18 protein-coding genes are annotated in these 24,433 nt (G+C 63.3%); 5 read left to right on the top strand and 13 right to left on the bottom strand.

Going from position 1 to position 24,433, the window contains the following annotated elements; translation table 11 throughout:
* Positions 1-72 precede the first annotated feature (72 nt).
* The 8 genes from gltB to pilM form a co-directional block, all read right to left on the bottom strand.
* Positions 73-4,518 (bottom strand): glutamate synthase large subunit, encoded by a 4,446-nt coding sequence (gltB, locus tag ACQKPS_RS10785; RefSeq protein ID WP_427603983.1) that lies wholly within the window; start codon positions 4,516-4,518, stop codon positions 73-75.
* A gap of 374 nt (positions 4,519-4,892) precedes the next feature.
* Positions 4,893-6,512, bottom strand: coding sequence for an AAA family ATPase (locus ACQKPS_RS10780; RefSeq protein ID WP_254482668.1), 1,620 nt, complete (start codon positions 6,510-6,512; stop codon positions 4,893-4,895).
* 15 nt (positions 6,513-6,527) lie between these two features.
* Positions 6,528-7,625 carry a 3-dehydroquinate synthase gene (gene aroB / locus ACQKPS_RS10775; protein WP_254482667.1) on the bottom strand — a complete coding sequence of 366 codons (1,098 nt, stop codon included), beginning with the start codon at positions 7,623-7,625 and terminating at the stop codon, positions 6,528-6,530.
* A gap of 93 nt (positions 7,626-7,718) precedes the next feature.
* Complete coding sequence (gene aroK, locus ACQKPS_RS10770) at positions 7,719-8,237, bottom strand: shikimate kinase AroK (protein WP_054884228.1); 519 nt, start codon at positions 8,235-8,237, stop codon at positions 7,719-7,721.
* A 4-nt stretch (positions 8,238-8,241) separates the two neighbouring features.
* Positions 8,242-9,489 carry a type IV pilus secretin PilQ gene (locus tag ACQKPS_RS10765; RefSeq protein WP_427604251.1) on the bottom strand — a complete coding sequence of 416 codons (1,248 nt, stop codon included), beginning with the start codon at positions 9,487-9,489 and terminating at the stop codon, positions 8,242-8,244.
* Positions 9,434-10,453: a pilus assembly protein PilP gene (locus tag ACQKPS_RS10760; protein ID WP_427603980.1), complete on the bottom strand. Its 1,020-nt coding sequence runs from the start codon at positions 10,451-10,453 to the stop codon at positions 9,434-9,436. Before ACQKPS_RS10760 ends, ACQKPS_RS10765 begins: the two co-directional genes overlap by 56 nt.
* On the bottom strand, positions 10,450-10,986 hold the full coding sequence (locus ACQKPS_RS10755; RefSeq protein ID WP_427604249.1) for a PilN domain-containing protein: 537 nt from the start codon (positions 10,984-10,986) through the stop codon (positions 10,450-10,452). The genes ACQKPS_RS10760 and ACQKPS_RS10755 overlap by 4 nt, the downstream gene beginning before the upstream one ends.
* The gene (gene pilM / locus ACQKPS_RS10750; protein ID WP_427603978.1) at positions 10,986-11,837 is read right to left on the bottom strand and encodes a type IV pilus biogenesis protein PilM; all 852 of its coding nucleotides are present in this window, start codon (positions 11,835-11,837) and stop codon (positions 10,986-10,988) included. The genes ACQKPS_RS10755 and pilM overlap by 1 nt, the downstream gene beginning before the upstream one ends.
* Before the next feature lie 176 nt (positions 11,838-12,013).
* On the opposite strand from pilM, the gene ACQKPS_RS10745 reads away from it, so the two are divergent.
* Positions 12,014-14,467 carry a penicillin-binding protein 1A gene (locus ACQKPS_RS10745; RefSeq protein ID WP_313200793.1) on the top strand — a complete coding sequence of 818 codons (2,454 nt, stop codon included), beginning with the start codon at positions 12,014-12,016 and terminating at the stop codon, positions 14,465-14,467.
* 119 nt (positions 14,468-14,586) lie between these two features.
* On the opposite strand, the gene ACQKPS_RS10740 is transcribed toward ACQKPS_RS10745, so the two are convergent.
* From ACQKPS_RS10740 to rpmE, 3 genes are all read right to left on the bottom strand, one after another.
* Positions 14,587-15,855, bottom strand: a complete 1,269-nt coding sequence (locus tag ACQKPS_RS10740) for a malic enzyme-like NAD(P)-binding protein (protein WP_254482662.1) — start codon at positions 15,853-15,855, stop codon at positions 14,587-14,589.
* 179 nt (positions 15,856-16,034) lie between these two features.
* The gene (locus tag ACQKPS_RS10735) at positions 16,035-16,856 is read right to left on the bottom strand and encodes a thermonuclease family protein (RefSeq protein WP_427603976.1); all 822 of its coding nucleotides are present in this window, start codon (positions 16,854-16,856) and stop codon (positions 16,035-16,037) included.
* A 2-nt stretch (positions 16,857-16,858) separates the two neighbouring features.
* On the bottom strand, positions 16,859-17,074 hold the full coding sequence (gene rpmE / locus ACQKPS_RS10730) for a 50S ribosomal protein L31 (protein WP_027920990.1): 216 nt from the start codon (positions 17,072-17,074) through the stop codon (positions 16,859-16,861).
* A gap of 167 nt (positions 17,075-17,241) precedes the next feature.
* Between rpmE and ACQKPS_RS10725 the strand changes: the two genes are divergently transcribed.
* The 3 genes from ACQKPS_RS10725 (at position 17,242) to ACQKPS_RS10715 (ending at position 22,009) form a co-directional block, all read left to right on the top strand.
* Complete coding sequence (locus tag ACQKPS_RS10725; protein ID WP_427603975.1) at positions 17,242-19,461, top strand: primosomal protein N'; 2,220 nt, start codon at positions 17,242-17,244, stop codon at positions 19,459-19,461.
* Positions 19,462-19,569: 108 nt separating this feature from the next.
* Positions 19,570-21,306 (top strand): arginine--tRNA ligase, encoded by a 1,737-nt coding sequence (gene argS / locus ACQKPS_RS10720; RefSeq protein WP_099814473.1) that lies wholly within the window; start codon positions 19,570-19,572, stop codon positions 21,304-21,306.
* 1 nt (position 21,307) lies between these two features.
* Positions 21,308-22,009, top strand: coding sequence for an SPOR domain-containing protein (locus ACQKPS_RS10715; protein ID WP_176508109.1), 702 nt, complete (start codon positions 21,308-21,310; stop codon positions 22,007-22,009).
* Positions 22,010-22,065: 56 nt separating this feature from the next.
* On the opposite strand, the gene ACQKPS_RS10710 is transcribed toward ACQKPS_RS10715, so the two are convergent.
* On the bottom strand, positions 22,066-22,485 hold the full coding sequence (locus ACQKPS_RS10710) for an NINE protein (protein ID WP_254482657.1): 420 nt from the start codon (positions 22,483-22,485) through the stop codon (positions 22,066-22,068).
* A 166-nt stretch (positions 22,486-22,651) separates the two neighbouring features.
* Here ACQKPS_RS10710 and ACQKPS_RS10705 point away from each other — a divergent pair, with 166 nt between their 5' ends.
* The gene (locus tag ACQKPS_RS10705; RefSeq protein WP_254482655.1) at positions 22,652-23,281 is read left to right on the top strand and encodes a C40 family peptidase; all 630 of its coding nucleotides are present in this window, start codon (positions 22,652-22,654) and stop codon (positions 23,279-23,281) included.
* Between the two features lie 113 nt (positions 23,282-23,394).
* Here ACQKPS_RS10705 and ACQKPS_RS10700 read toward each other — a convergent pair whose 3' ends face one another.
* Positions 23,395-24,393 carry a type IV pilus twitching motility protein PilT gene (locus ACQKPS_RS10700; RefSeq protein WP_254482654.1) on the bottom strand — a complete coding sequence of 333 codons (999 nt, stop codon included), beginning with the start codon at positions 24,391-24,393 and terminating at the stop codon, positions 23,395-23,397.
* Positions 24,394-24,433 lie beyond the last annotated feature (40 nt).

The following is a 24,433-nucleotide window of genomic DNA, read 5'->3' as shown; positions in this document are numbered from 1 at the left end:
AGGCTGCAAGCTGCAAGACGATCACTTGAGCACGACAGGCCCCGCGCACGGGGCCGTCACTTGCAGCTGTTCTTACTGCGGGTTGGCACGGGTGCTGGACAGCAGTTGCTTGAGGTTGGCCGCCTTCGGCTTGACCAGCCAGAAGCGCCGCACGTAGTCGTCCAGGTTCTCGAAGAGCTCACGCCCCCACTCGCTGCCGGTCTCTTCAACGTATTCGCCAAGGACCCGCGCCAGGTGGCTGCGGTAGGCTTCCATCGCCTCACCACTGATACGCTGGATTTCCACCAGCTCGTGGTTGAGCTTGTCGACGAAGCTGTTGTCCATGTCGAGCACGTAGGCGAAGCCGCCAGTCATGCCAGAACCGAAGTTGTAACCGGTCTTGCCCAGAACGCAGACAAAGCCACCGGTCATGTATTCACAGCAGTGATCGCCAGTACCCTCGACAACAGCGTGGGCGCCGGAGTTACGCACAGCGAAGCGCTCGCCCGCGGTACCTGCGGCGAACAGCTTGCCGCCGGTGGCGCCGTACAGGCAGGTGTTGCCGACGATGGCGCTGTGCTGGGTGGCAAACGGGCTGCCGGCGGGTGGCACGATGGTCACCTTGCCACCGGTCATGCCTTTGCCGACGTAGTCGTTGGCATCACCTTCCAGGTGCAGGTTCAGACCACCGGCGTTCCACACGCCGAAGCTCTGGCCAGCGGTACCCTTGAAGCGGAAGGTGACCGGCTTGTCGGCCATGCCCTGGTTGCCGTACAGCTTGGCGATTTCGCCAGAGATACGCGCACCGATGGAGCGGTCGCAGTTGCAGATGTCGAGGCTGAACTCGCCACCGGCCTGGTCGCGGATTGCCGGCAGGGCCATCTCGACCATCTTCTCGGCCAGCTCGCCCTTGTCGAACGGCGGGTTGTTGTCGACTTCGCAGAACTGCGGCTTGTCAGCCGGAATGTGCGAACTGCCCAGCAGCGGGGTCAGGTCCAGGTACTGCTGGCGCTCGGTGTCGCCTGGCAGCACGTCGAGCAGGTCAGTACGGCCGATCAGCTCGCCGAGGCTGCGCACGCCCAGCTTGGCCAGCCACTCACGGGTCTCCTCGGCGACGAAGGTGAAGAAGTTGATCACCATGTCGACGGTGCCGATGTAATGGTCCTTGCGCAGCTTCTCGTTCTGCGTGGCTACACCGGTGGCGCAGTTGTTCAGATGGCAGATGCGCAGGTACTTGCAACCCAGGGCGATCATTGGCGCGGTGCCGAAGCCGAAGCTCTCGGCGCCGAGGATCGCAGCCTTGATCACGTCCAGGCCGGTCTTCAAGCCGCCGTCGGTCTGTACCCGTACCTTGCCGCGCAGGTCGTTGCCACGCAGCGTCTGGTGGGTTTCAGCCAGGCCCAGTTCCCACGGGGCGCCAGCGTACTTGATCGAGGTCAGCGGCGAAGCACCGGTACCACCGTCGTAACCGGAGATGGTGATCAGGTCGGCATAGGCCTTGGCCACGCCGGCGGCGATGGTGCCAACGCCGGCCTCAGCCACCAGCTTGACCGAAACCAGGGCCTGCGGGTTGACCTGCTTGAGGTCGTAGATCAGCTGGGCCAGGTCTTCGATCGAATAGATGTCGTGGTGCGGCGGCGGCGAGATCAGGGTCACGCCCGGTACCGCATAGCGCAGCTTGGCGATCAGGCCATTGACCTTGCCGCCTGGCAGCTGGCCGCCTTCACCGGGCTTGGCGCCCTGGGCAACCTTGATCTGCAGCACTTCGGCGTTGACCAGGTATTCCGGGGTGACGCCAAAGCGGCCGGTAGCCACCTGCTTGATCTTCGAGCTCTTGATGGTGCCGTAGCGCGACGGGTCTTCACCGCCTTCACCGGAGTTGGAGCGTGCGCCCAGGCGGTTCATCGCCTCGGCCAGGGCTTCGTGAGCTTCCGGCGACAGTGCACCCAGCGAGATACCGGCGGAGTCGTAGCGCTTGAGGATGGCCTCCAGCGGCTCGATCTGGTCCAGCGGCAGGGCCTCGTCGGCGACCTTGACTTTCAGCAGGTCGCGGATCATCGACACCGGGCGCTGGTCGACCAGCGTGGTGTATTCCTTGAACTTGGCGTAGTCGCCCTGCTGCACCGCAGCCTGCAAGGTGTTGACCACATCCGGGTTGTAGGCGTGGTATTCGCCACCGTGGACGAACTTCAGCAGGCCACCTTGCTGGATCGGCTTGCGCGCACTCCAGGCCTCGGCTGCCAGCAGCTTCTGGTCACTTTCGAGGTCGACGAAACGCGCCCCCTTGATGCGGCTGGACACGCCCTTGAAGCTCAGGCCAACCACTTCTTCGGCCAGGCCCACGGCTTCGAACAGCTGGGCGCCACGGTACGAGGCGATGGTGGAGATGCCCATCTTCGACAGGATCTTCAGCAGGCCCTTGGAGATGCCTTTGCGGTAATACTTGAAGACTTCGTCGAGATCGCCGAGCACTTCGCCGGTACGGATCAGGTCGGCCAGCACTTCGTAGGCCAGGTACGGGTACACGGCCGAAGCACCGAAGCCCAGCAGCACGGCGAAGTGGTGCGGATCACGGGCAGTGGCGGTTTCGACCAGGATGTTGCTGTCGCAACGCAGGCCCTGCTCGGTCAGGCGGTGGTGTACTGCCCCCACGGCCAGCGAAGCGTGCACAGGCAGTTTGCCCGGGGCGATATAGCGGTCGCTCAGTACCAGCTGGGTCTTGCCGCTGCGCACGGCTTCTTCAGCCTGGTCAGCGATGTTGCGGATGGCCGCTTCCAGGCCGACGCTCTCGTCATAGTTGAGGTCGATCAGCTGGCGGTCGAAGCCTTCGCGCTCCAGGTTCATCAGCGAACGCCACTTGGCGGGCGAGATGACCGGCGAGCTGAGGATGACCCGCGAAGCATGCTCCGGGGATTCCTGGAAGATGTTGCGCTCGGCGCCCAGGCAGATTTCCAGGGACATGACGATCGCTTCGCGCAGCGGGTCGATCGGCGGGTTGGTCACCTGGGCGAACTGCTGGCGGAAGAAATCGTACGGCGAACGCACGCGCTGCGACAGCACTGCCATCGGCGTGTCGTCACCCATCGAGCCGACCGCTTCCTGGCCCTGCTCGCCGAGTGGGCGCAGCACCTGGTCACGCTCCTCGAAGGTGACCTGGAACATCTTCATGTACTGCTTGAGCTGGTCAGCGTCGTAGCTGGCCACGCCCTGGTCGTCGGTCAGGGTCGCCTGGATACGCAGGGCGTGCTGACGCAGCCAGCGTTTGTACGGGTGGCGCGACTTCAGACGGTTGTCGATGGCGTCAGTATCGAGGATCTGGCCGGTCTCGGTGTCCACGGCAAGGATCTGGCCCGGGCCGACGCGGCCCTTGGCCAGGACTTCCTCAGGCTGGTAACCCCACACGCCGATTTCCGAGGCGATGGTGATGTAGCCATTGGTGGTCGTCACCCAGCGCGCCGGGCGCAGCCCGTTGCGGTCGAGCAGGCACACCGCATGGCGACCTTCGGTCATGACGATACCGGCCGGGCCATCCCACGGCTCCATGTGCATGGAGTTGTATTCGTAGAAGGCGCGCAGGTCGGCGTCCATGGTCTCGACGTTTTGCCAGGCTGGCGGAACCAGCATGCGTACGCCGCGGAACAGGTCGATGCCGCCGGTGACCATCAGCTCCAGCATGTTGTCCATGCTCGAAGAGTCGGAACCGACGCGGTTGACCAGTGGGCCGAGCTCTTCGAGGTCGGGGATCAGATCGTTGGCGAACTTGGTGCGACGGGCCATGGCCCAGTTGCGGTTGCCGGTAATGGTGTTGATCTCGCCGTTGTGGGCGAGGAAGCGGAACGGCTGCGCCAGCGGCCATTTCGGCAGGGTGTTGGTGGAGAAGCGCTGGTGGAACACGCAGATCGCGGTTTGCAGGCGCTCGTCACCCAGGTCTGGATAGAACGCCGCGAGATCGCGCGGCATCATCAGGCCTTTGTAGATGATGGTCTTGTGCGAGAAGCTGCAGATGTAGTGGTCGGCGTCGTGGGCGTTGGCCACGGACGAGCGGCGACGGGCACTGAACAGCTTGATGGCGAATTCCTGATCGCTCAGGCCTTCACCGCCGATGAACACTTGCTCGATCTGCGGCAGGCGCTCCAGGGCCAGGCGGCCGAGCACGCTGGTGTCGATCGGGACCTTGCGCCAGCCGACCAGCGTCAGGCCGGCCGCGACGATTTCGCGGTCCATGTTGGCGCGGGCAGCCTCGGCTTTGACCGGGTCCTGGTTGAAGAACACCATGCCGACGGCGTATTGCTTGGGCAGCTCGACGGCGAATTGCTGCTGGGCCACGGCCCGCAGGAACTGATCAGGCTTCTGCATGAGCAGACCGCAACCGTCACCGGTCTTGCCGTCAGCGTTGATACCGCCGCGGTGGGTCATGCAGGTCAGTGCCTGCATGGCGGTTTGCAGAAGGTGGTGACTCGGCTCGCCCGTCATATGGGCGATCAGGCCAAAACCACAGTTGTCCTTGAATTCTTCGGGATGGTACAGACCTGTTTTCATAGACACTTTCTCACCAGGTTCACCTCTCAACCGGAGGTAAATCTCTTTTATGTACAACCACTTACCATCCACGCCGATCAAACGCCAGCTTTTTTGCGGTGGCCATGGAAAACCATTGTTGCACAGCGACAGTCATACCCACAAATTTTCATGTCTCACCATTGAAAATTTATGTCGCAATTTTGAATGTTTTTGCGCCATGCGCCGTGATAGCGGCTTGGCTCGAGTCTGAAGCGTTTCAGCCAGGTCTGCAACAGAGGCTTGTGGCCGGCAGTCTGGGACAGAAAAGCCTGCCGCGCGCAGGCGCAGCAGGCTAGTCGGATGTCGTTAATCGCTCAGCAACTGGGCGGCGGGGTGATGCCGCCCGGAAGGTATCAGCGGGCCGAGGCCAGCTCTTGTTGGACGCTGGCGACGGTACGTGGCCAAGGTTTACCAGCCTGGACCTTCGCTGGCAAGCTCTTGATTGCCGCAACCGCTGCGTCGCGGCTGGCAAAATTGCCGTAGGTGACCACGTAGAGCGGTTTGCCCTGCAGGTTTTTCTTGAAGTAGCGATACTCGCCACCCTGTTCCTTGACGAAGGCCTGGGCCGACGCTTCGGAGCTGGTGCCGAGGATTTGCACCACGTAGTTGCCGGGCTTCTGGCCCGAGTACCAACCGCCGCTGCCGCTGCCACTGGCGACCGGCTTTTCCACCGGTTTCGCGGCTGGCTTGGCAACAGCGACCTGAGTGGGTGCAGGGGCCGGCTTGGCAGGCGCAACCGGCTTCGCTGGCTGGGTGGCGACAGGCTTCGGCGCAGGCACAACCGGCTGCACAGGCGTGGCAGCCTGGGCCATGCTCGGCGCCGGGCCGGCAGGCACGCCCTGTGGCGGTGCGATGGTGGTCACGGTCGGCGGATTGCCAGGCTGCAAGGCGGTGTTGCCCGCTGGGCCACCTTCTTCGCCATCACCCATGCCGGCAGCTTGCGCCAGCGGCTCGCGCATCACGGGCTGGGACTGACCCACCAGCGGTAGCGGCATCGGCTGCGACTGGCCAGAGAATTCGATGGCCGGGCTGCCGTTGTTGGACTGGGCGGCGCCTGGCTGGCCCTCGCCCAGCGGCAGCTGGGCCTGAGCTACAGGCGCTTCGGCTGGCGCCTTGTCGCCTTTCTTGGGCATCAGAACTGCAGCACCTACGGCGACCACGACGACAGCGGACAGCGCGAGTACGTGTTTCTTAGGCATTTTGAACCCCATGGATGGTCGCTTGACCGTGGTACGGCTGGCGATCATGGCTTCGATCAAAGTATCGCGGGCGACCTGGTTGATGTTGCCAGGCCATCCGTCGGAGTTTTCATGAATATCCACCAGCTGTTCACGGGTGAACACCTCGATGCCCCGGCCAGCGCCCTCCAGGCGTTGCTCCAGGTACTCGCGGGTTTCTTCCTCGTTGTAGGGGGCGAGCTCAATGATGTGGAAGCGCTCTTCCTCGACTTGAATCTCCTCCAACCCGGCAATCAGCGAAGGCTCGCCGAACAGGAACACGTGCGGGCGCCCTTCCGGTAGCCCGGCCGCCAGTTCCAGCAACGCTTGGAGTGCCGACTCGTCGAGTTGTTCCGCATCGTCCACCAGCAAATAGACTTCCTGACCGGTCAGTGCCAACTGCACCACCTTGTTCAGGATGGCCTGCACTTCAGGCTGGGCGACTTCAAGTGTTTGCGCCACCTGGCCGAGCACGCTGGCAGCGTCGCTGGCACCACGGGCCGACACCACCACGCTCAGCACCGTCTGCTTGTTGGTGCTGGCCACCAGGGCCTGGCGCAGCAGGGTCTTGCCGCTGCCCACAGGGCCGGTAACCACCAACATCAGCTGGCTGTAGCGGGCCAGGTGATGAAGTTGGCCCAGCACCGGCTTGCGCTGGGCGGGGAAGAACTTGAAGCCGGGCACACGCGGTGCGAACGGATCGTGGCTCAACTGGTAATGTTCGAGGAACGCCTCATCGGCATGCAAACTGGTCATTACGCTGTCACAACCTCAAAGCTGGGCCACGATCGAGCGGTAATCCGCCGACAGCGTGGCCTGAAGAATCTCTTTCGGATAGTCGTCGGTGATCACGGCCTCGCCCAGCTGGCGCAGCAGCACCAGCCGCAGGCGGCCATCGAGCACCTTCTTGTCGACCGCCATATGCTCCATGAAATGCGCCGGGGTCATTTCCTGTGGGGGCACCACCGGCAAACCTGCGTCCTGCAGCAGGCGGATTGCACGATCACGCTCGGCTTGGTCGATCCAGCCCAGGCGCATGGACATTTCCAGCGCCATGACCGTCCCTGCGGCCACGGCTTCACCATGCAGCCACACGCCGTAGCCCATGTGCGTTTCGATGGCATGGCCAAAGGTGTGCCCCAGGTTCAGCGTGGCACGCACGCCCGACTCACGCTCGTCGGCGCCGACAACGGCTGCCTTGGCTGCGCAGGAGCGACGGATCGCTTCGGTCAGGGCGGCGGGTTCGAGCGCGCGCAGGGACTGGATATTGTCTTCGAGCCAGCCCAGGAATGGCTTGTCGCAGATCAGGCCGTACTTGATCACTTCGGCCAGGCCCGCCGACAGCTCGCGCGCGGGCAGGGTCTTGAGGCTGGTGGTATCGATCAGTACCGCGTTGGGCTGATAGAAAGCACCGACCATGTTCTTGCCCAAGGGGTGGTTGATGCCGGTCTTGCCTCCCACCGAGGAGTCAACCTGAGACAGCAGGGTGGTCGGCACCTGGATGAAATCGACGCCACGCTGGTAGCAGGCTGCGGCGAAACCGGCCATGTCACCGATCACGCCGCCGCCGAGGGCGACCACGGTAGTACGGCGGTCATGTCGCGCCGTCAGCAAACCGTCAAAGATCAGTTGCAGGGTCTCCCAGTTTTTATGGGCTTCGCCGTCCGGCAGGATCACCGGCAGCACCGAGTAGGCGCCAAGGGTCTTGCTCAGGCGTTGGAGATACAGAGGCGCGACGGTTTCGTTGGAAACGATGGCGACCTGCCGCCCGCGGATATGCGGCGCCAGCAGTTCGGCCTGGTCCAGAAGGCCTTCGCCAATGTAGATCGGGTAGCTACGCTCGCCGAGGTCGACCTTAAGTGTCTGCATGTATCCCCACAATGTACTAGGGCGCGGCGCCGGCTGTTCGACCCGCGCGGTAACGTTGAACCTCGCCTCGGCGCTGCCGAGAATAGTCCCGGCTTAGCGGGGCGGCAACTGCTGCAGGCGCTCCAGAATATCGAGCACCACCATGCGCGGTGGCCGTTCGTCGGTTTCCACAACCAGGTCGGCGATTTCGCGATAAAGCGGGTCGCGCGCCTCCAGCAAGGCGCGCAGTGTCGCCTCCGGGTTGGCCGTGCGCAGCAACGGGCGATTACGATCACGCGCGGTGCGCCCGACCTGCTGCTCCACCGAGGCATGCAGGTAAATGACCCGGCCGCCCCTGTGCAGGGCCTGGCGGTTCTCCGCACGCATGACTGCGCCGCCCCCGGTCGCCACCACCACGCCATCGAGCGCGCAGAGCTCGGCGATCATCGCCTGCTCACGGTCACGGAAGCCCGGTTCGCCTTCCTTGTCGAAGATCCACGGGATATTGGCACCGGTCCGCAGTTCGATTTCCTTGTCGGAATCCTTGAACAGCAGGCGCAGCTCTTTGGCCAACAGGCGCCCTATGGTGCTTTTACCAGCGCCCATGGGCCCTACAAGTATCAAATTTCGCACAGAATCAACGACTCACAGCAATCGCCTGGTCACTCATGATACGCGGAGTCAGGAAGACCAGCAGCTCGGATTTTTTCTCTTGTAATGCATCGCGTCGAAACAGCCGCCCAACATACGGCAGATCGCCGAAAAATGGCACCTTGTCGACCACATTGTTTTGCGTGGTCGAGTAGACACCCCCGATGACGATGGTTTCACCGTCCGCCACGCGAACCTTGGCATTTACCTCATTCTTGCGAATCGGCGGCACGTCGTTCAGGGCATTGACGAAGTCAGGCTCGTCCTTGGTCACCTTCACCGTCATGATGACCTTGCCGTCCGGGGTGATCTGCGGCGTGACCTCCAGCGACAACGACGCCTCGCGAAAGGCCACCGAGGTGGCGCCACTCTGGCTGGTTTCCTGATAAGGCACCTCGGTGCCCTTGAGAATCCTGGCGGTTTCCTTGTCCGCCGTGACCACTTTGGGCTGGGAGATGATTTCGCCATTGCCGCTTTTTTCCATGGCACTGAGTTCCAGGTCCAGCAGCACGCCGCCACGCAGCAGGCCTACGCCGATGCCAGCACCGCCCCGCTCCATGCCCAGATCGACAAACAGGTCCTTGCCCAGTTGCGGCGCCTCCCCGTACAACTGCCGCCCCCAGCGCACACCCAGGCCTTTCTCGTAATCGACATTGGCCTCGACGATACGCGCCTCGATCTCCACCTGCCGCACCGGCACGTCCAGCTGAGCGACCAACTGCCGCAAGTCGGCAAGGCGATCCGCAGGCTGGTGGGCGACCAAAGTGTTGGTACGAGTGTCGACGCTCAGGCTGCCACGACCGGTCAGGATGCCATCGTCCGCCAGGGTTGCCAGCAACAACTCGGCGAGGTCGGCCGCCTGGGCGTGATGGATCGGCAGCAGCTCACGCTGCAAGGGTTGCAGCTGCGCATCCAGCTCTTGCCCGATACGGGCACCGCGGGATTGTTCGGCCAACTCGGCGGCTGGCGCCACCAGCAGCACATTCCCTTCCTCGCGCCGGGCCAGCCCTTTGCTACGTAGCACCAGCGCCAGCGCCTGGTCCCACGGGACTTCGTGCAACCGCAGGGTAACATTGCCCTGCACGGTATCGCTGGCCACCAGGTTGATCCCGGCGTAGTCCGCCAGCACTTGAAGCACCGAGCGCACCTCGACATCCTGAAAATTCAGCGAGATGGGCTCACCCCGATAGGGCGCTGCCATGCACAACTGACTGGTGAGAAGCGCCACCGTCATACCCTTCAATAGCCATTTCATCTCCGTCCCTGGCCTCCATTGTCACGCTCTTCCTGAGCGTCAGCATTACCGTGCGTTCACGCCACACGCCCCCGAGGAACAGTCGCTCACGCACGTTCAGCTGGCGCTCGCCGACTTCCACCACAACACCCCCATCGCGCCCCAGCCGATCACCGGGGCGCACGCGATACAAGCGACCTGCCGCCGACAGCAACGCTTCGCGTTGCGGCCCTCGTTGCAGGCTGCCGACCATCTGCAGCTGAGCCAGCGGGACGCTGGCAAGCCCCGCCTGGGCAATTCGCGTAGCCCATTCGGAAAACGGATCGAGAAGCACCGGCTGCATCTCACCCCGAGCAGGTGTATCGGCCAAGGTCAAAGGTTCAGGCACTTCCCCATCGGCTTGATAGGCATGCACGCGCATGCCAAGGCGCAATAGCCCGGGCCTGTCCTGCGCAGGTGCCAGCCACAAGGCTTCGGCGCGCAACAGACGAACCTGGCCGAGCCAGTCGTCCAACCACATCCGCAGCCCCGAATAGCGACCAACGACTTGCACATCCAACGACGTCTGCCAATAGCCGGGCTGGCGGGTTACCTCATCAAGTACATCGAGTCGTTCGAAATGCAGGCCTTGCGCATGGCCCGAGGCTGCCAGCTGGTCAAGCAAATCGCTCATGTCGGCCCCGGCGGCAAGGCGCCAGCGAGCATCCTGCAGGAGCTGCCGTGCAGCATCGAGGCCCGTGCGCATCTGTGACAACGCCAGCACTTCGGCAGCCTTGGTTTCATGCACCTGAAGCAGGCGAACGTGCCTGGCGCGCTCTTGCTCCTGAAGCTCCAACCAGTACGGCAAACGAAACAGGCAGCCGAACCCCACCACGATAAGGCCTATGGCGAATGGCAACACGCAGCGAGCAAGCCGCGAGCGCTCGATGACGGCCAGCCAATCGCCTTTGTGCAACAGATTCACGACCAGCGCGCCGAAAGGCGGGCCAACAACGTGAACGCGTCGCCGCCCGGCTCACTCTTCAGGCTTTTAAGCTCCAGTTCACGCAGTTCACCGGAACGTTCCAACTCACGCATCAGCTGGGCCACAACGGCGCCGGAGGCAGCCACGCCGTCCATTCGCAACTGGGAACCCTGCAGTTCGAGCCTGAGCAGCTGGACGCCTTCCGGCAGCGCCCGTTCCAGATCCGCGAGCACGGCTGTCACCCGCCCCTGCCCAGCACGCAAGTCAGCCAAGGCCGCCGTCTGCGCTCGCACCTGCTCGTAGGATTGCCGGATACGATCATGCTCACGCCTCTGCACTTCGAGCACATCGATAGCGGCTTGCTGGCTATTGTTGGCAACGGCTTGCTGACGAGCTCGCTGCCGTGCCAATTGGTCTATCAGCAGCACAGCGGACAACGCCACGACAGCCGCTCCCACCAGCGTCAGGCGCAAACGCCTGAGCGCTGCCAGGCGCTGCCGCTCTCGCCACGGCATCAGATTCAGGCGCAAGATCAATGCACGCTCCCCATCGCCAGCGAAAACGCCAAGGCCATCCGGCCATCGCTGCAATCCACCCCAGCCACAGTTGGCAAAGGCCGGCACGGCAAGCCGAGACGCTCGCTCAGTAGGCCAAGCGGGCACTGCCCGGCCACCGGCGCACCGACCACAAGCACTTCTTCCGGCCCCGCCCCTGCAGCGAAAACATCCCCAGGCAAGTCAGGTAACGCCCCTGGGAGCAACTCCCGCCTTAAAGGCAGGGTATCGCCAAGCCAGCCATGCAGCGTCGAGCCGCCCGGCTCGATTCGCAACAGCGCAGCCTGGCCTGTGGTTTGGCATGGCATCAGGCGGCGCAAGGCAATGCTGTCCACCTCCGCGACTTCCAGCTCCAGCCCGGCTGCTTCGAATGCAGCTTGCACAGACTGCAATGCACTGTGCCGACTGGCCGCGACCAGGACATCCAGGCTACCGGGGTGTTGCGACGAGGCACCCAGCACCTGAAAATCCAGTACCAGGTCTTCAAGGGGAAAGGGGAACAGCCGGTCTGCTTCTGCCAGCAGTTGCGCCTCCATTTGACTCGGGGCTTGGCCGCTTGGCAGTTGGCATAGCTTGCAAATCACTTGTGAGGCAGGCAGCGCTACGGCAGCCCGGCGCTCGCGACTGCCGGATTGCCGATAAGCGCTGCGCAGGGCAGCGACAATACGGTCAGGGTCCTGCCAGCCGTTACCGGGAGCAAACGGCTCGACCGCCCAGACCAGTTGCTTGTAGCGCCCCCTGTGGCGCTGCACTTGGGCAATACGGACGGAGTCGAAAGCGATTTCCACTCCCAGCAGTGAACTGGCATCCTTGCCAAAACGTCCGAGCATAGCGACTTCCTTGTTACAACCATGAACCGCCGCATTGCCGGGCCTGACCGGCCAGACGGTGCCGCGGGCCGCCTGGCCGGTCACCCGGCGAGGCGAAAAATGCTTATAATGCCCAGCGTTTTTTCGTCCGCCGGCCCCGTGCGCAATTCACCTCTCAATCTGGACACCGAAAAGCCTTGATACGCCTGCTGAAGTTCTTCTGGTGGTCTTTTGTCGCAGTCATCTGCGCGCTCGTACTCGGTGTGAGCGGTGCGTTTCTGTATCTTAGCCCCAACCTGCCGTCGGTCGATTCGCTCAGAAGCGTTCAGTTGCAAATCCCCCTCAGGGTGTACAGCAGCGATGGCAAGCTGATCGCCGAGTTCGGCGAAATGCGCCGCTCGCCGATCCGCTTCGCGGAAATTCCGCCACAGTTCATTCAGGCGCTTCTGTCAGCCGAGGATGACAATTTCCTCAATCACTACGGGGTCGACCCGAGCAGCCTGATGCGCGCCGCGACCCAGCTGGTGAAAACCGGTCACATCCAGACGGGTGGCAGCACCATCACCATGCAGGTGGCGAAGAACTTCTTCCTCACCAGCGAGCGCAGCTTCTCGCGCAAGACCAACGAGATTCTTCTGGCCTTGCAGATCGAACGTGAGCTGACCAAGGACGAGATCCTCGAGCTGTACGTCAACAAGATCTACCTGGGTAACCGCGCCTACGGTATCGATGCGGCCGCGCAGGTGTATTACGGCAAGTCGATCCGTGACGTAAGCCTGGCGCAAATGGCGATGATCGCCGGCCTGCCCAAGGCACCGTCGCGCTTCAACCCGTTGGCCAACCCGGTGCGCGCCAAAGAGCGTCGCGACTGGATCCTCGGTCGCATGTACAAGCTCGGCAAGATCGACGAGGCGAGCTATCAGGCCGCCCTGGCAGAGCCGCTGAATGCCAGCTACCACGTGCCGACCCCCGAAGTTAACGCGCCGTATGTTGCCGAAATGGCCCGTGCCGAAATGGTCGGCCGCTATGGCAGCGACGCGTATACCGAAGGTTTCCGTGTCACCACCACGGTGCCGAGCGACATGCAGGAGATGGCCAACAAGGCCATCCTCAACGGCCTGTCCGAGTACGACGAGCGTCACGGCTACCGCGGCCCTGAAGCTCGCTTCCCGGGCAAGACCCTGGCCGCCTGGCAACAGGAGCTGAGCAAGCAACGCACCTTGGGCGGCCTGGAACCGGCCATCGTCACGCGTGTGGAAAAGAGCGGCGTGAAAGTGCTGACCCGTGCAGGCACCGAAGAAGAGGTCAGCTGGGACACCATGAAGTGGGCCCGCCCGTTCATCAACAGCAATTCGCAGGGCCGGGCACCGCAATCGCCTGCCGACGTTGCCCAAGTGGGTGATCTGGTGCGCCTGCAGCGCCTGAATGACGGCAAGCTCAAGTTCAGCCAGGTGCCCGGTGCACAGAGTGCGCTGGTCTCACTCGACCCGCAGAACGGCGCCATCCGCGCCCTGGTGGGCGGCTTCTCGTTCGAGCAGAGCAACTACAACCGTGCCATGCAGGCCAAGCGCCAGCCAGGCTCCAGCTTCAAGCCGTTCATCTATAGTGCTGCACTGGACAGCGGCTACACCGCGTCCAGTCTGGTCAACGATGCGCCAATCGTGTTCGTCGACCAATACCTGGACAAGGAATGGCGCCCCAAGAACGACACCAATACCTTCCTCGGCCCGATCCGCCTGCGCGAAGCGCTGTACAAGTCTCGCAACCTGGTGTCGATCCGCCTGCTGCAGGCCATGGGTGTAGACCGTACCATCGACTACATCGCCAAGTTCGGCTTCAACAAGCAGGACCTGCCACGCAACCTTTCGCTGGCGCTGGGCACTGCTACCCTGACGCCGATGGAAATCGCCACTGGCTGGAGCACCTTTGCCAACGGCGGCTACAAGATCAATCCGTACCTGATCGATCGCATCGAGAGCCGCAGCGGCGAGACCCTGTTCACCGCCAACCCGGCGCGCGTGCCGCAGGGCGCCGAAGACCATGCCGGCCTTGCCGCCCCGGAACAGCCGATCAGCACCGCTTCCCTGCCTGGAGAGGCCCCGTCCGCCTTGGGCCAGATTGCCCCTCCACCGCAGACACCGGCTGTTGCGGAACAGATCGTCGATGGCCGCACCACTTACATCCTCACCAGCATGCTGCAGGATGTGATCAAGCGCGGCACAGGCCGCCGGGCATTGGCCCTGGGCCGTACCGACCTGGCCGGCAAGACAGGGACCACCAACGAGTCCAAGGACGCCTGGTTCTCCGGCTACAACGCCGATTACGTGACCACCGTATGGGTCGGTTTCGACCAGCCCGAAACCCTCGGTCGCCGTGAATACGGCGGTACGGCAGCCCTGCCGATCTGGATGAGCTTCATGGGTGCGGCATTGAAGGACAAGCCGAGCCATGCACCAGCGGAACCGGAAGGCATCCTCAGCCTGCGAGTCGACCCGGTCAGCGGCCGTGCCGCTTCGCCAAGCACGCCAGATGCCTACTTCGAGCTTTTCAAGGCCGAGGACTCGCCGCCGTCGGTGGATGAGCTGGGCAACGGCACAGCGCCGGGCAGCCCGCTGCCTGCGGACGAAGCAGCGCCGATGGATCTGTTCTGAAGGAGAGCGCCTGGTTCGGGTTTTGCGTGGGCGCCCGATCCCACAGGCGCTGACACTCTCTCGGCAAACAAAAAGCCCCGGCTCTCACGAGCCGGGGCTTTTTTGTGTCGCAGCTGCTATCAGCCGTTGAACACGTCATCCACGCTGGTCAGCGGGTAGTGCTTCGGATACGGCAGGGTAGCTACGCCGGATTCGATGGCAGCCTTGGCCACGGCGTCGGAAACGACGGTGATCAGGCGAGCATCCAGTGGCTTCGGAATGATGTACTCACGGCCGAACTCCAGGGCTTCAACGCCGTAGGCTTCGCAGACCTCTTTCGGCACTGGCTGCTTGGCCAGGTCTTTCAGCGCGATGGCGGCAGCGATCTTCATTTCTTCGTTGATGCGCTTGGCGCGGACGTCCAGGGCACCACGGAAGATGAACGGGAAGCCCAGTACGTTGTTGACCTGGTTCGGGTAGTCGGAACGACCGGTAGCCATGATCACGTCGCTGCGAGTGGCGTGAGCCAGCTCTGGGGAGATTTCCGGGTCCGGGTTCGAGCAGGCGAACACGATCGGGTTGGCAGCCATCGACTTCAGGCCTTCCGGGCTCAGCAGGTTCGGGCCGGACAGGCCTACGAACACATCAGCACCGTCCAGGGCATCGGCCAGGGTGCGCTTGTCGGTCGCGTGGGCGAACTGGGCCTTGTACTGGTTCAGGTCGTCGCGGCCAGCGTGGATCACGCCGCTGCGGTCGATCATGAAGATGTTCTCGACCTTGGCACCCATGCTGACCAGCAGCTTCATGCACGAGATGGCGGCAGCGCCGGCGCCGAGGCAGACGATCTTGGCGTCTTCCAGCTTCTTGCCGGCGATTTCCAGGGCGTTGATCATGCCGGCCGCTGTAACGATCGCGGTACCGTGCTGGTCATCGTGGAATACCGGAATGTCGCACTGCTCGATCAGGGTGCGCTCGATTTCGAAGCACTCTGGGGCCTTGATGTCTTCGAGGTTGATGCCACCGAAGGTGATCGAGATGCGGCGAACGGTGTCGATGAAAGCCTGCGGGCTTTCCGATTCGACTTCGATGTCGAACACGTCGATACCGGCGAAACGCTTGAACAGAACGCCCTTGCCTTCCATTACTGGCTTGGAGGCCAGTGGGCCGAGGTCACCCAGACCGAGGATGGCGGTGCCATCGGAAATCACCGCGACCAGGTTGCCCTTGCCAGTGTATTTGTAGGCCAGCTCAGGATCACGGCCGATTTCGCGCACGGGTTCTGCGACGCCTGGGCTGTAGGCCAGGGCGAGATCGCGGGCGGTGGCGGTGGGCTTGGAGAGCTCGACGCTCAGTTTCCCCGGACGAGGTTGAGCGTGGTATTCGAGAGCGGCGGTTTTCAGGTCTGACATGGTGGGCATTCCGCTATTTACTGTTCTGACGGACCGCCGAGGATACGCAAAGAGCCGGGGAGCCACAAGACTGGTCAGTCACTTGTGTCAAGGCCTTTGGCCTACGACTTTAAGCTATCACGCACGGGGGCATTCGCCTCACAGTGTGTACAATCTGATAGCGAAATGTCTACATCTTTTCAGCCTGAAATACGCTCCAACATCCCCGGGTCCGTCAGCGGCAATACCCAGCGTCGCTGCCCTGGCTTGAGCCCTCCCTTGCGGGAACGATCCAGCACCCAGCCGCGCGCCTCGACCTGGCGTCCTTTGAGATTAGTGAAGAAGCTGGCGGGGAACGTGCGTTGCAGACGAGCGGGAATCTGCAGCACAACGGCATCGTCCAGCTCGAGCCAGATGCCGCCACGATTGCGCTCGATGCCACGGATGGTACCGCTGACAACGGCAAACCCGGATTGCCGCACATCCGCTGCGCTGCGCACTGGCGAGCTGCGCCACAGCCCGGCCCGCGCCTGGCGCGCGACCCGCTCGGCTGCTTGCTGGCAACGAGCCAGGCGCACATTGGGTGCAACCGCTACGTGATAACCAAGGCCCTCGCTGAGCAGCCGCGCCTCCAGATTGTCACCATTGCGGCCATAGATGTGCGCCAGGGTGCGCCCGTACTTGTCCTTGCCCTCGACACCCGCTATCAGCCCGACGCGACCGTCACTGGCTTTGACCAACGCTTGCAGCCGCTGCCTGGCAGCCTCGGCATAGGGTTCACTGGCGCGCCCCCTGCGCCCGATTTCCGGGGCATTGATGCCGATCATGCGGACACTGCGACCGTCGGTCAGGCGCAACGTGTCGCCATCCACCACCTGGCGCACCGCCACCGGCTGTGGCTTGTCTAGCACCGGGCAGAACGCCAGGGCCGGCAGCTGCCAGATTGCGCCCACAAAAAAGGCGCCCACGAGGGGCGCCTTTTTCAGCAACAATGCGAAGCCCGAAGGATTCGCCATGCGCATGATTACTTCTTGGTACCGAACATACCGAAGCGATCGGCGAACTTCTGTACGCGACCACCGGTGTCCAGGACTTTCTGCTTACCGGTGTAGAACGGGTGGCACAGGTTGCAAACGTCGATCGCCAGGGTGTTGCCCAGGGTCGAACGAGTTTCGAACTTGTTACCGCAGCTGCAGGTGACTGCAACTACTTCGTAGTTCGGGTGGATACCTTCTTTCATGGTCACTTCCTCGAGCTGCGTGCCGCCACCCAACACCTATTGTTGAATACCGCACGTAATTAGGCGGCGAATAATACCAGAGCACCGCGCCAACGCAAGTTGTCGCTTGCACCGACCGTCGTCTGCTAGGCTCGCCAGTCTTTGAAACACCCTCTGAGACCTTTCGCGTGTCCGACGTCATCCTGCGCCTTGCCCTGCCCTCCCCGTTGCGTCGCCTGTTCGATTACCGGGCGCCTGCGAGCATGGCGCGCCAGGTGCTGACCCCGGGCATGCGCATCCGCGTGCCGTTCGGGCGCCGCGAAATGATCGGCGTGCTGGTGGAAGTGTGCGCGCACAGCGAAGTGCCCGCCGACAAGCTCAAGCCTGCCAGCGCCTTGCTCGACCCGGTTTCGCCAATCCCGGCGCCGCTGTTCAAGCTGTGCCTGTGGACCGCCCAGTACTACCAGCACAGCCTCGGCGACACCTTGAGCTGGGCGCTACCCTCGCTGTTGCGCCAGGGTGAACCTGCCGAGATGCGCCAGGAGCGCTTCTGGCACGTGGCACCCGGCGCACGCCTGGAGGACCCGCGCATCGCCCGCGCCCCGCGCCAGCGCGACGCTCTCAAGACCCTGGCCCAGCACCCCCACGGCGTGGCGCACAGCCTGCTGGGCAAACTCAACCTGAACAAGGACAGCCTCGACCTGCTGCTGGCCAAGGAGCTGGTGCAGGTCGAGGTACGCCGCCACCTGCCGGCGCACCGCCACGAGCACTGGCTGGCGCAGCCGGAACTGCCACTCAATGAAGAACAGCGCGAAGCCTTCGACGCGGTACGCGAGGGTTTTGGCGGCTTCAGCGCCTTCCTGCTGGCCGGCGTCACCGGCAGCGGCAAGACCGAGGTGTACCTGCAACTGATTCGCGAAACCCTCGAAGCCGGCAAGCAGGCGCTGGTGCTGATCCCCGAGATCAACCTCGGCCCGCAGACCCTGGCGCGCTTCGAGCAGCGCTTCAACGCCCGCATCGCCCTGCTGCATTCGGCCGTGAACGACCGCGAGCGCCTCGACGCCTGGCTGGCCGCCCGCGACGGTGAGGCCGACATCATCATCGGCACGCGTTCGGCGCTGTTCACGCCGATGAAGAACCCCGGCCTGATCATCATCGACGAAGAGCATGACGGCTCCTACAAGCAACAGGAAGGCCTGCGCTATCACGCCCGCGACCTTGCGCTGGTACGCGCCCATCAGGAAAACATCCCGATCCTGCTCGGCTCCGCCACGCCGTCGCTGGAGACCCTGCACAACGCGCTCACCGGCCGCTATCGACTGCTGCGCATGAACCAGCGCGCGGGCGGCGCCCGCCCACCGCGCATGCTGCGCCTGGATGTGAAGAGCCTGCCGCTGGACAGCGGCATCAGTGGCCCGTTGCAGCAGGCCATCCGCCAGACCCTGGAAGCCGGCCAGCAAGTCCTGGTATTCCTCAACCGCCGTGGCTTCGCCCCGACCTTGCTGTGCCATGACTGCGGCTGGCTGTCCGAATGCCCACGCTGCGATGCCCGCATGACCGTGCACCAGCGCTCTGGCGTGCTGCGCTGCCACCACTGCGGCTACGACGAGCGTCTGCCGCAGCAGTGCCCGCAATGCAACCACGTCGACTTGCGGCCCGTAGGCGCCGGCACCGAACGCGCCGAAGAGCGACTGAACGTGTTATTCCCGGATTACCCGATCCTGCGCGTTGACCGCGACAGCACGGCGCGCAAGGACGCCATGCAGCATTTGTTCAGCACCATCCAGCGAGGCCAGCCAAGCATCCTGGTAGGCACCCAGATGCTGGCCAAGGGTCACCACTTCCCGCGGGTGACACTGGTCGCCATTCTCGACGCCGATGGCGGGCTGTTCTCGGGGGACTTCCGCGCCAGCGAGCGCATGGCCCAGCTGATCGTCCAGGTTGCGGGGCGAGCCGGGCGCGCCGAAGAGCCTGGCAAAGTGATCATCCAGACCCACCTGGCCGACCACCCGCTGCTGGTGCAACTGACCGAGCAAGGTTACTTCGCCTTCGCCGAACAGGCCCTGGACGAACGCCGCAACGCCGGACTGCCGCCGTTCTCCCACCTTGCCCTGCTGCGCGCTGAAGCGCACAAGCCCGGCCAGGCCGAAGGCTTCCTCGACGAAGCCTGCGCCGCCGCCGAGCGCCTGGTCGCCGAACAGCGCCTGCCCGGTATCGAACTGCTGGGGCCGGTACCTGCACCCATGGAACGGCGCGCCGGACGCTTCAGGGCGCAATTGTTGATTCAGGCCAACACCCGAGCCCCCTTGCATCGACTGATCAGCGCATGGTTGCTAGTGTTGGAGCAACTGCCGAGCGGGCGCCAGGTACGCTGGTCTCTGGATGTCGACCCGGTCGACCTTTATTAAGCTTCGGCCCCAAAGGTTGGCAACCCGCCCCTGGCAACGGATAATGCCCAGTTTTTCCACCTGCGCATCGAGGCGCTCCACCGCGCTTGCGGTCGAAAAGAGATCCCCATGAAAGACACCATTCGCCAGCTGATCCAGCAAGCCCTCACCCAACTCGTCACCGACGGTGTGCTGCCTGAAGGGCTGTCGCCGGCGATCCAGGTGGAAAACGCCCGGGACAAGACCCACGGCGACTTCGCCAGCAACATCGCCATGATGCTGGCCAAGCCGGCCGGCATGAAGCCGCGCGACCTGGCCGAAAAGCTGATCAATGCCCTGCCGGCCAGCGCCGACATCAGCAAGGTCGAAATCGCCGGCCCAGGCTTCCTGAACTTCTTCCAGAACACCGATGCCCTGGCCAACCGCCTGGATGCCGCCCTCGCCGACGCCCACCTGGGCGCGCGCAAGGCCGGGCCTAAGCAGAAGGTGGTGATCGACATGTCGGCACCGAACCTGGCCAAGGAGATGCACGTCGGCCACCTGCGCTCGACCATCATCGGTGACAGCGTCGCGCGCGTGCTGGAATTCCTCGGTGACGAAGTGATCCGCCAGAACCACGTAGGCGACTGGGGCACCCAGTTCGGCATGCTGCTGGCGTATCTGGAAGAGAACCCGATCACCAGCGACGAGCTGTCGGACCTGGAAAACTTCTACCGTGCCGCCAAGAAGCGTTTTGACGAATCCGAAGCGTTCGCCACCCGCGCCCGTGGCCTGGTGGTCAAGCTGCAGGCCGGCGACCCTGAGTGCATGGCCCTGTGGACGCGCTTCAAGGACATCTCGCTGTCGCACTGCCAGAAGACCTACGAGCTGCTCAACGTCAAGCTGACCATGGCCGACGTGATGGGCGAAAGCGCCTACAACGCCGACCTGGCCAATGTGGTTTCCGATCTCAAGGCCAAGGGCTTGCTGGTCGAGGACCAGGGTGCACAGTGCGTATTCCTCGAGGAGTTCAAGAACAGCGAAGGCGAGCCTCTGCCTGTGATCGTGCAAAAGGCTGACGGCGGCTACCTGTACGCCACCACCGACCTGGCTGCCGTGCGCTACCGCAGCAACGTGCTCAAGGCCGACCGCGCCCTGTATTTCGTCGATCAGCGCCAGGCCCTGCACTTCAACCAGGTGTTCGAAGTTGCCCGCCGCGCCGGCTTCGTCGGCCACCCGATGCAGATGGAGCACATGGGCTTCGGCACCATGAACGGCGCCGACGGCCGCCCGTTCAAGACCCGCGACGGCGGCACCGTGAAGCTGATCGACCTGCTCACCGAGGCCAAGGAGCGCGCATACGCGCTGGTCAAGGAAAAGAACCCGAGCCTGGCCGAAGACGAACTGCGCCACATCGGTGAAGTGGTTGGTATCGGCGCGGTGAAATACGCCGACCTGTCCAAGCACCGCACCAGCGACTACAGCTTCAACTTCGAACTGATGCTCAACTTCGAAGGCAACACCGCGCCTTACCTGCTGTATGCCTACACCCGTGTGGCCGGCGTATTCCGCAAGCTGGGCAAGGGCTTCGACGAGGTCGACGGCAACATCGTGCTGCAGGCCGCTCACGAGCAAGACCTGGCTGCGCGCCTGGCCCAGTTCGGCGAGATCCTCAACAGCGTCGCCGACAAGGGCACCCCGCACGTCCTGTGCAGCTACCTGTACGACCTCGCTGGCCTGTTCTCGAGCTTCTACGAGAACTGCCCGATCCTCGCCGCCGAGACGCCGGAACAGCAGCAAAGCCGCCTGCGCCTGGCTGCGCTGACCGGTCGCACCCTCAAGCAAGGTCTGGAACTGCTCGGCCTGGAAACCCTGGAGCGCATGTAAGTTGGCTGCCAAGAAAAAACCTGCTCCCAAACGCGGCGCCAGCCGTCAGACGGCCCCCGCCAAACAGCCGATCCCCGGCTGGGTATGGCTGGCGGTCGGCCTGACGGTCGGTGCATTCATCGTTTTCCTGATGAAACTCGAGCCCGGTGGCGGTGACATCAAGCGCACCAAGCCCGAGCAGCAGAAGCCGGAGAAGGTGGCCGAAGCCAGCAAGTCGGCCACCCCTGCAACGCCACAGGCGCCGGTGAAGCCGAAATACGACTTCTACACCCTGCTGCCGGAGTCCGAGGTTATCGTGCCGCCTGAGGCCGTGCCGGAAAAGACGCCGCCGGTGCCCGCACAACCGGTGACCCCGGTCACGCCAGCTGAGGCGGCGAAAATCGACACTGCTCGAGCCCAGGCCGCGCTGTTGGGCCAGACTCCGCCACCAGCCCCTCCGGTGATCAAGCCAGCGGCGACCACGCAGTACTTCCTGCAGGCCGGTTCGTTCCGCAAGCAGGCCGATGCCGACAAGGTCCGTGCGCAGATCATCCTGCTCGGCCAGGTAGTCAAGGTCGAGTCGGGTACCGTCAAGGAAGAAACCTGGTACCGCGTGCTGGTCGGGCCATTCAGCAACCGCGAACAGCTGACCGTGGCGCAGAAGCAGCTGGCGGGCGCCGGGTTCAGCAACTTGCTGCTGCAGCAGCGACAGACCCGCCAGTAACGAAAAAGGCCTTGCCGCACAGCGCGACAAGGCCTTTTTTGTAAGTGTCCGTTGCTCTAGCGATTGCGCGCGTTGGCTTCGGAAATCTGGCTGTTCAAGGTCCAGAAGTCATACAGCACCCCCACCAGGAACAGGCCGCCGGTGAAGAAGTAGATGATCGACGAGATCCACTTGCCCTGGTACAGGCGGTGCACGCCAAAGATGCCCAGGAAGGTCAGCAGGATCCAGGCGATATTGTAGTCGATGCGCCCGGACTGGAAGCGCATGTCCGCCTCTCGGTCCATCGACGGGATCAGGAACAGGTCGATGAGCCAGCCAATGCCGAGCAGCCCCAGCGTGAAGAACCAGATCGTCCCGGTGATCGGCTTGCCGTAGTAGAAGCGGTGCGAGCCGGTGAAGCCGAAGATCCACAGCAGGTAGCCGATGACCTTGCTGTGGGTGTCGTGATACGGCGTCCCCTGTTGATAACTGTTCATTCATAGCCCCCGTGGGTTATCCGAAAATTTTCTAAACAAAAATGTGACTTTTCCGTCGCAGGCCGACGTACGGCAGCATGACAATCGACCAACGGCCCTGAAAGGGAGCAAAAAGCTGTTATAAAGTTGCGCGCCAAACACATAAACATTCATAAGAGCTTCATCTATGCCGCCTTTATTCAAGACATGGCTGACCCTCTGCCTATTATTGCCCCTGGCCGCCCACGCCACCAATCGTGAGCAACGTCTTCCCAATGGTTTCACCGGCTATACCACCAATGCCTCGGTGAGACACGCGCCCGCCAAGCAGAGCACGCTGCATGCACGCTCGAACTATTCGGGCAAGGGCCACAACCTGCCTGCCGTTGCGGCGATGTCGCCGAAGCAGAGCAGCGATGTGCTCAGCCGTGCGGTCAACGTGCTCGGTACCCCTTATGTTTGGGGCGGCAGCAACCCGAAAAAAGGGTTCGACTGCAGTGGGCTGGTCAAGTACGCCTTCAACGACGTGGCAGACGTCGACCTGCCGCGTACATCCAATGCCATGGCCCAGGGCCACGGGGTGAAAGTCGCCAAGAGCGAGCTCAAGCCAGGCGACCTGATCTTCTTCAACATCAAGAGCCGTCGGGTCAATCACGTTGCCATCTACCTGGGCAACGACCGCTTCATCCATGCGCCGCGCACTGGCAAGCGGGTGAGCATCGACAGCCTGAGCAAGCCGTACTGGCAACAGCACTATGTGGTTGCCAAGCGGGTACTGCCGAAAGAGCAGCAACAGCTGAACCTGGCCAAGCGCTGATCCTATCGGCGCCTGCCTGTACCGGCCCTTTCGCGGGCAAGCCCGCTCCCACAGAGAAAACCTGCGCTGACCCTGTGGGAGCGGGTTTACCCGCGAAGAGGCCGGACCAGGCGCTAGAGATCGCTGATCAGTCCCTTCTCCCTCAGCCCCCGCATCGCCCCTTCCATCGTCCGCATCCCCTCCGCCGCCCCGGTCTGCATCACCGAACACAACTGCGCCATCCGTCCCTCACGCACCAGATTGCGCACCGCAGGTGTCGCCACCAGCACTTCTCGCGCAGCCACTCGGCCGCCGCCCCCACGCTTGACCAGCACCTGCGCCACCACCAACCTCAACGACTCCGCCAGCATCGCCCGCACCAAGGGTTTCTCTTCTGCCGCGAACACCTCCACCAGCCGGTCAATGCTGCTTGCCGCCGACCGCGTATGCACCGTAGCCAGCACCAGATGCCCTGTCTCCGCTGCGCGCAACGCCAGGCGGACGGTTTCCAGATCGCGCAGTTCGCCGATCATGATCACATCAGGGTCCTGACGCAGGGCGCTGCGCAGCCCCTGAGCGAAATCACGACAGTGCCGGCCGATCTCGCGCTGGTTGACCAGGCTGCGTTGGCTGCTGTGGACAACCTCGACAGGGTCTTCAAGAGTGATGATGTGCAACGCCCGCTCACGATTAAGGCGGTCGATCAATGCCGCCAGCGTACTCGACTTGCCACTACCGGTCGGGCCGCCCACCAGCACCAGGCCATCCGCATGCTGCGCAACGGCTTGAAACACTTCTTCAAGTTCGAGTTCATCGACACTGGCGATACGTTTCGGAATCAGACGAAACGTGGCAGCCAGGCCGTTCATCTGTCGAAACAGACTGAGACGAAAACGCCCCAGAGAGGCCAATTCCAGGGCCAGATCCAGTTCATCGCCCTGCACCCATTGCCGGCACTGGCCCTCGTCGAGCAGCGCTGACAGCGCGTCGTTCATTGCTGCTGAGGTCACGCTTGGCAGCGCCATGCGCCGCAGCTCGCCATCCACGCGCAGCATCGGTATCTCGCCCGCCGCCAGATGCAGGTCACTCGCCCCTGCATCCACGGCCCGGGCCAACAGGTCGGTCGCGTCCATGAGACTCCCCAATAGCCATCAAGCAGGTAGAATGCCGAAG

It is taken from the genome of Pseudomonas sp. NPDC086566 (genome assembly GCF_050280885.1).
GTDB lineage: Bacteria > Pseudomonadota > Gammaproteobacteria > Pseudomonadales > Pseudomonadaceae > Aquipseudomonas > Aquipseudomonas vlassakiae.
Note: the sequence above shows the minus strand (reverse complement) of the source record. Positions and strands in the feature narration are given on the sequence as shown.

Excerpts from the sequence above, each read along its gene's own strand:
- argS (WP_099814473.1), top strand. The coding sequence starts at position 19,570 with ATGAAAGACACCATTCGCCAGCTGATCCAGCAAGCCCTCACCCAACTC.
- ACQKPS_RS10765 (WP_427604251.1), bottom strand. The coding sequence starts at position 9,489 with ATGACGGTGGCGCTTCTCACCAGTCAGTTGTGCATGGCAGCGCCCTAT.
- gltB (WP_427603983.1), bottom strand. The coding sequence starts at position 4,518 with ATGAAAACAGGTCTGTACCATCCCGAAGAATTCAAGGACAACTGTGGT.
- rpmE (WP_027920990.1), bottom strand. The coding sequence starts at position 17,074 with ATGAAAGAAGGTATCCACCCGAACTACGAAGTAGTTGCAGTCACCTGC.
- ACQKPS_RS10735 (WP_427603976.1), bottom strand. The coding sequence starts at position 16,856 with ATGCGCATGGCGAATCCTTCGGGCTTCGCATTGTTGCTGAAAAAGGCG.
- ACQKPS_RS10705 (WP_254482655.1), top strand. The coding sequence starts at position 22,652 with ATGCCGCCTTTATTCAAGACATGGCTGACCCTCTGCCTATTATTGCCC.
- aroB (WP_254482667.1), bottom strand. The coding sequence starts at position 7,625 with ATGCAGACACTTAAGGTCGACCTCGGCGAGCGTAGCTACCCGATCTAC.
- ACQKPS_RS10780 (WP_254482668.1), bottom strand. The coding sequence starts at position 6,512 with ATGACCAGTTTGCATGCCGATGAGGCGTTCCTCGAACATTACCAGTTG.
- pilM (WP_427603978.1), bottom strand. The coding sequence starts at position 11,837 with ATGCTCGGACGTTTTGGCAAGGATGCCAGTTCACTGCTGGGAGTGGAA.
- ACQKPS_RS10710 (WP_254482657.1), bottom strand. The coding sequence starts at position 22,485 with ATGAACAGTTATCAACAGGGGACGCCGTATCACGACACCCACAGCAAG.
- ACQKPS_RS10740 (WP_254482662.1), bottom strand. The coding sequence starts at position 15,855 with ATGTCAGACCTGAAAACCGCCGCTCTCGAATACCACGCTCAACCTCGT.
- ACQKPS_RS10700 (WP_254482654.1), bottom strand. The coding sequence starts at position 24,393 with ATGGACGCGACCGACCTGTTGGCCCGGGCCGTGGATGCAGGGGCGAGT.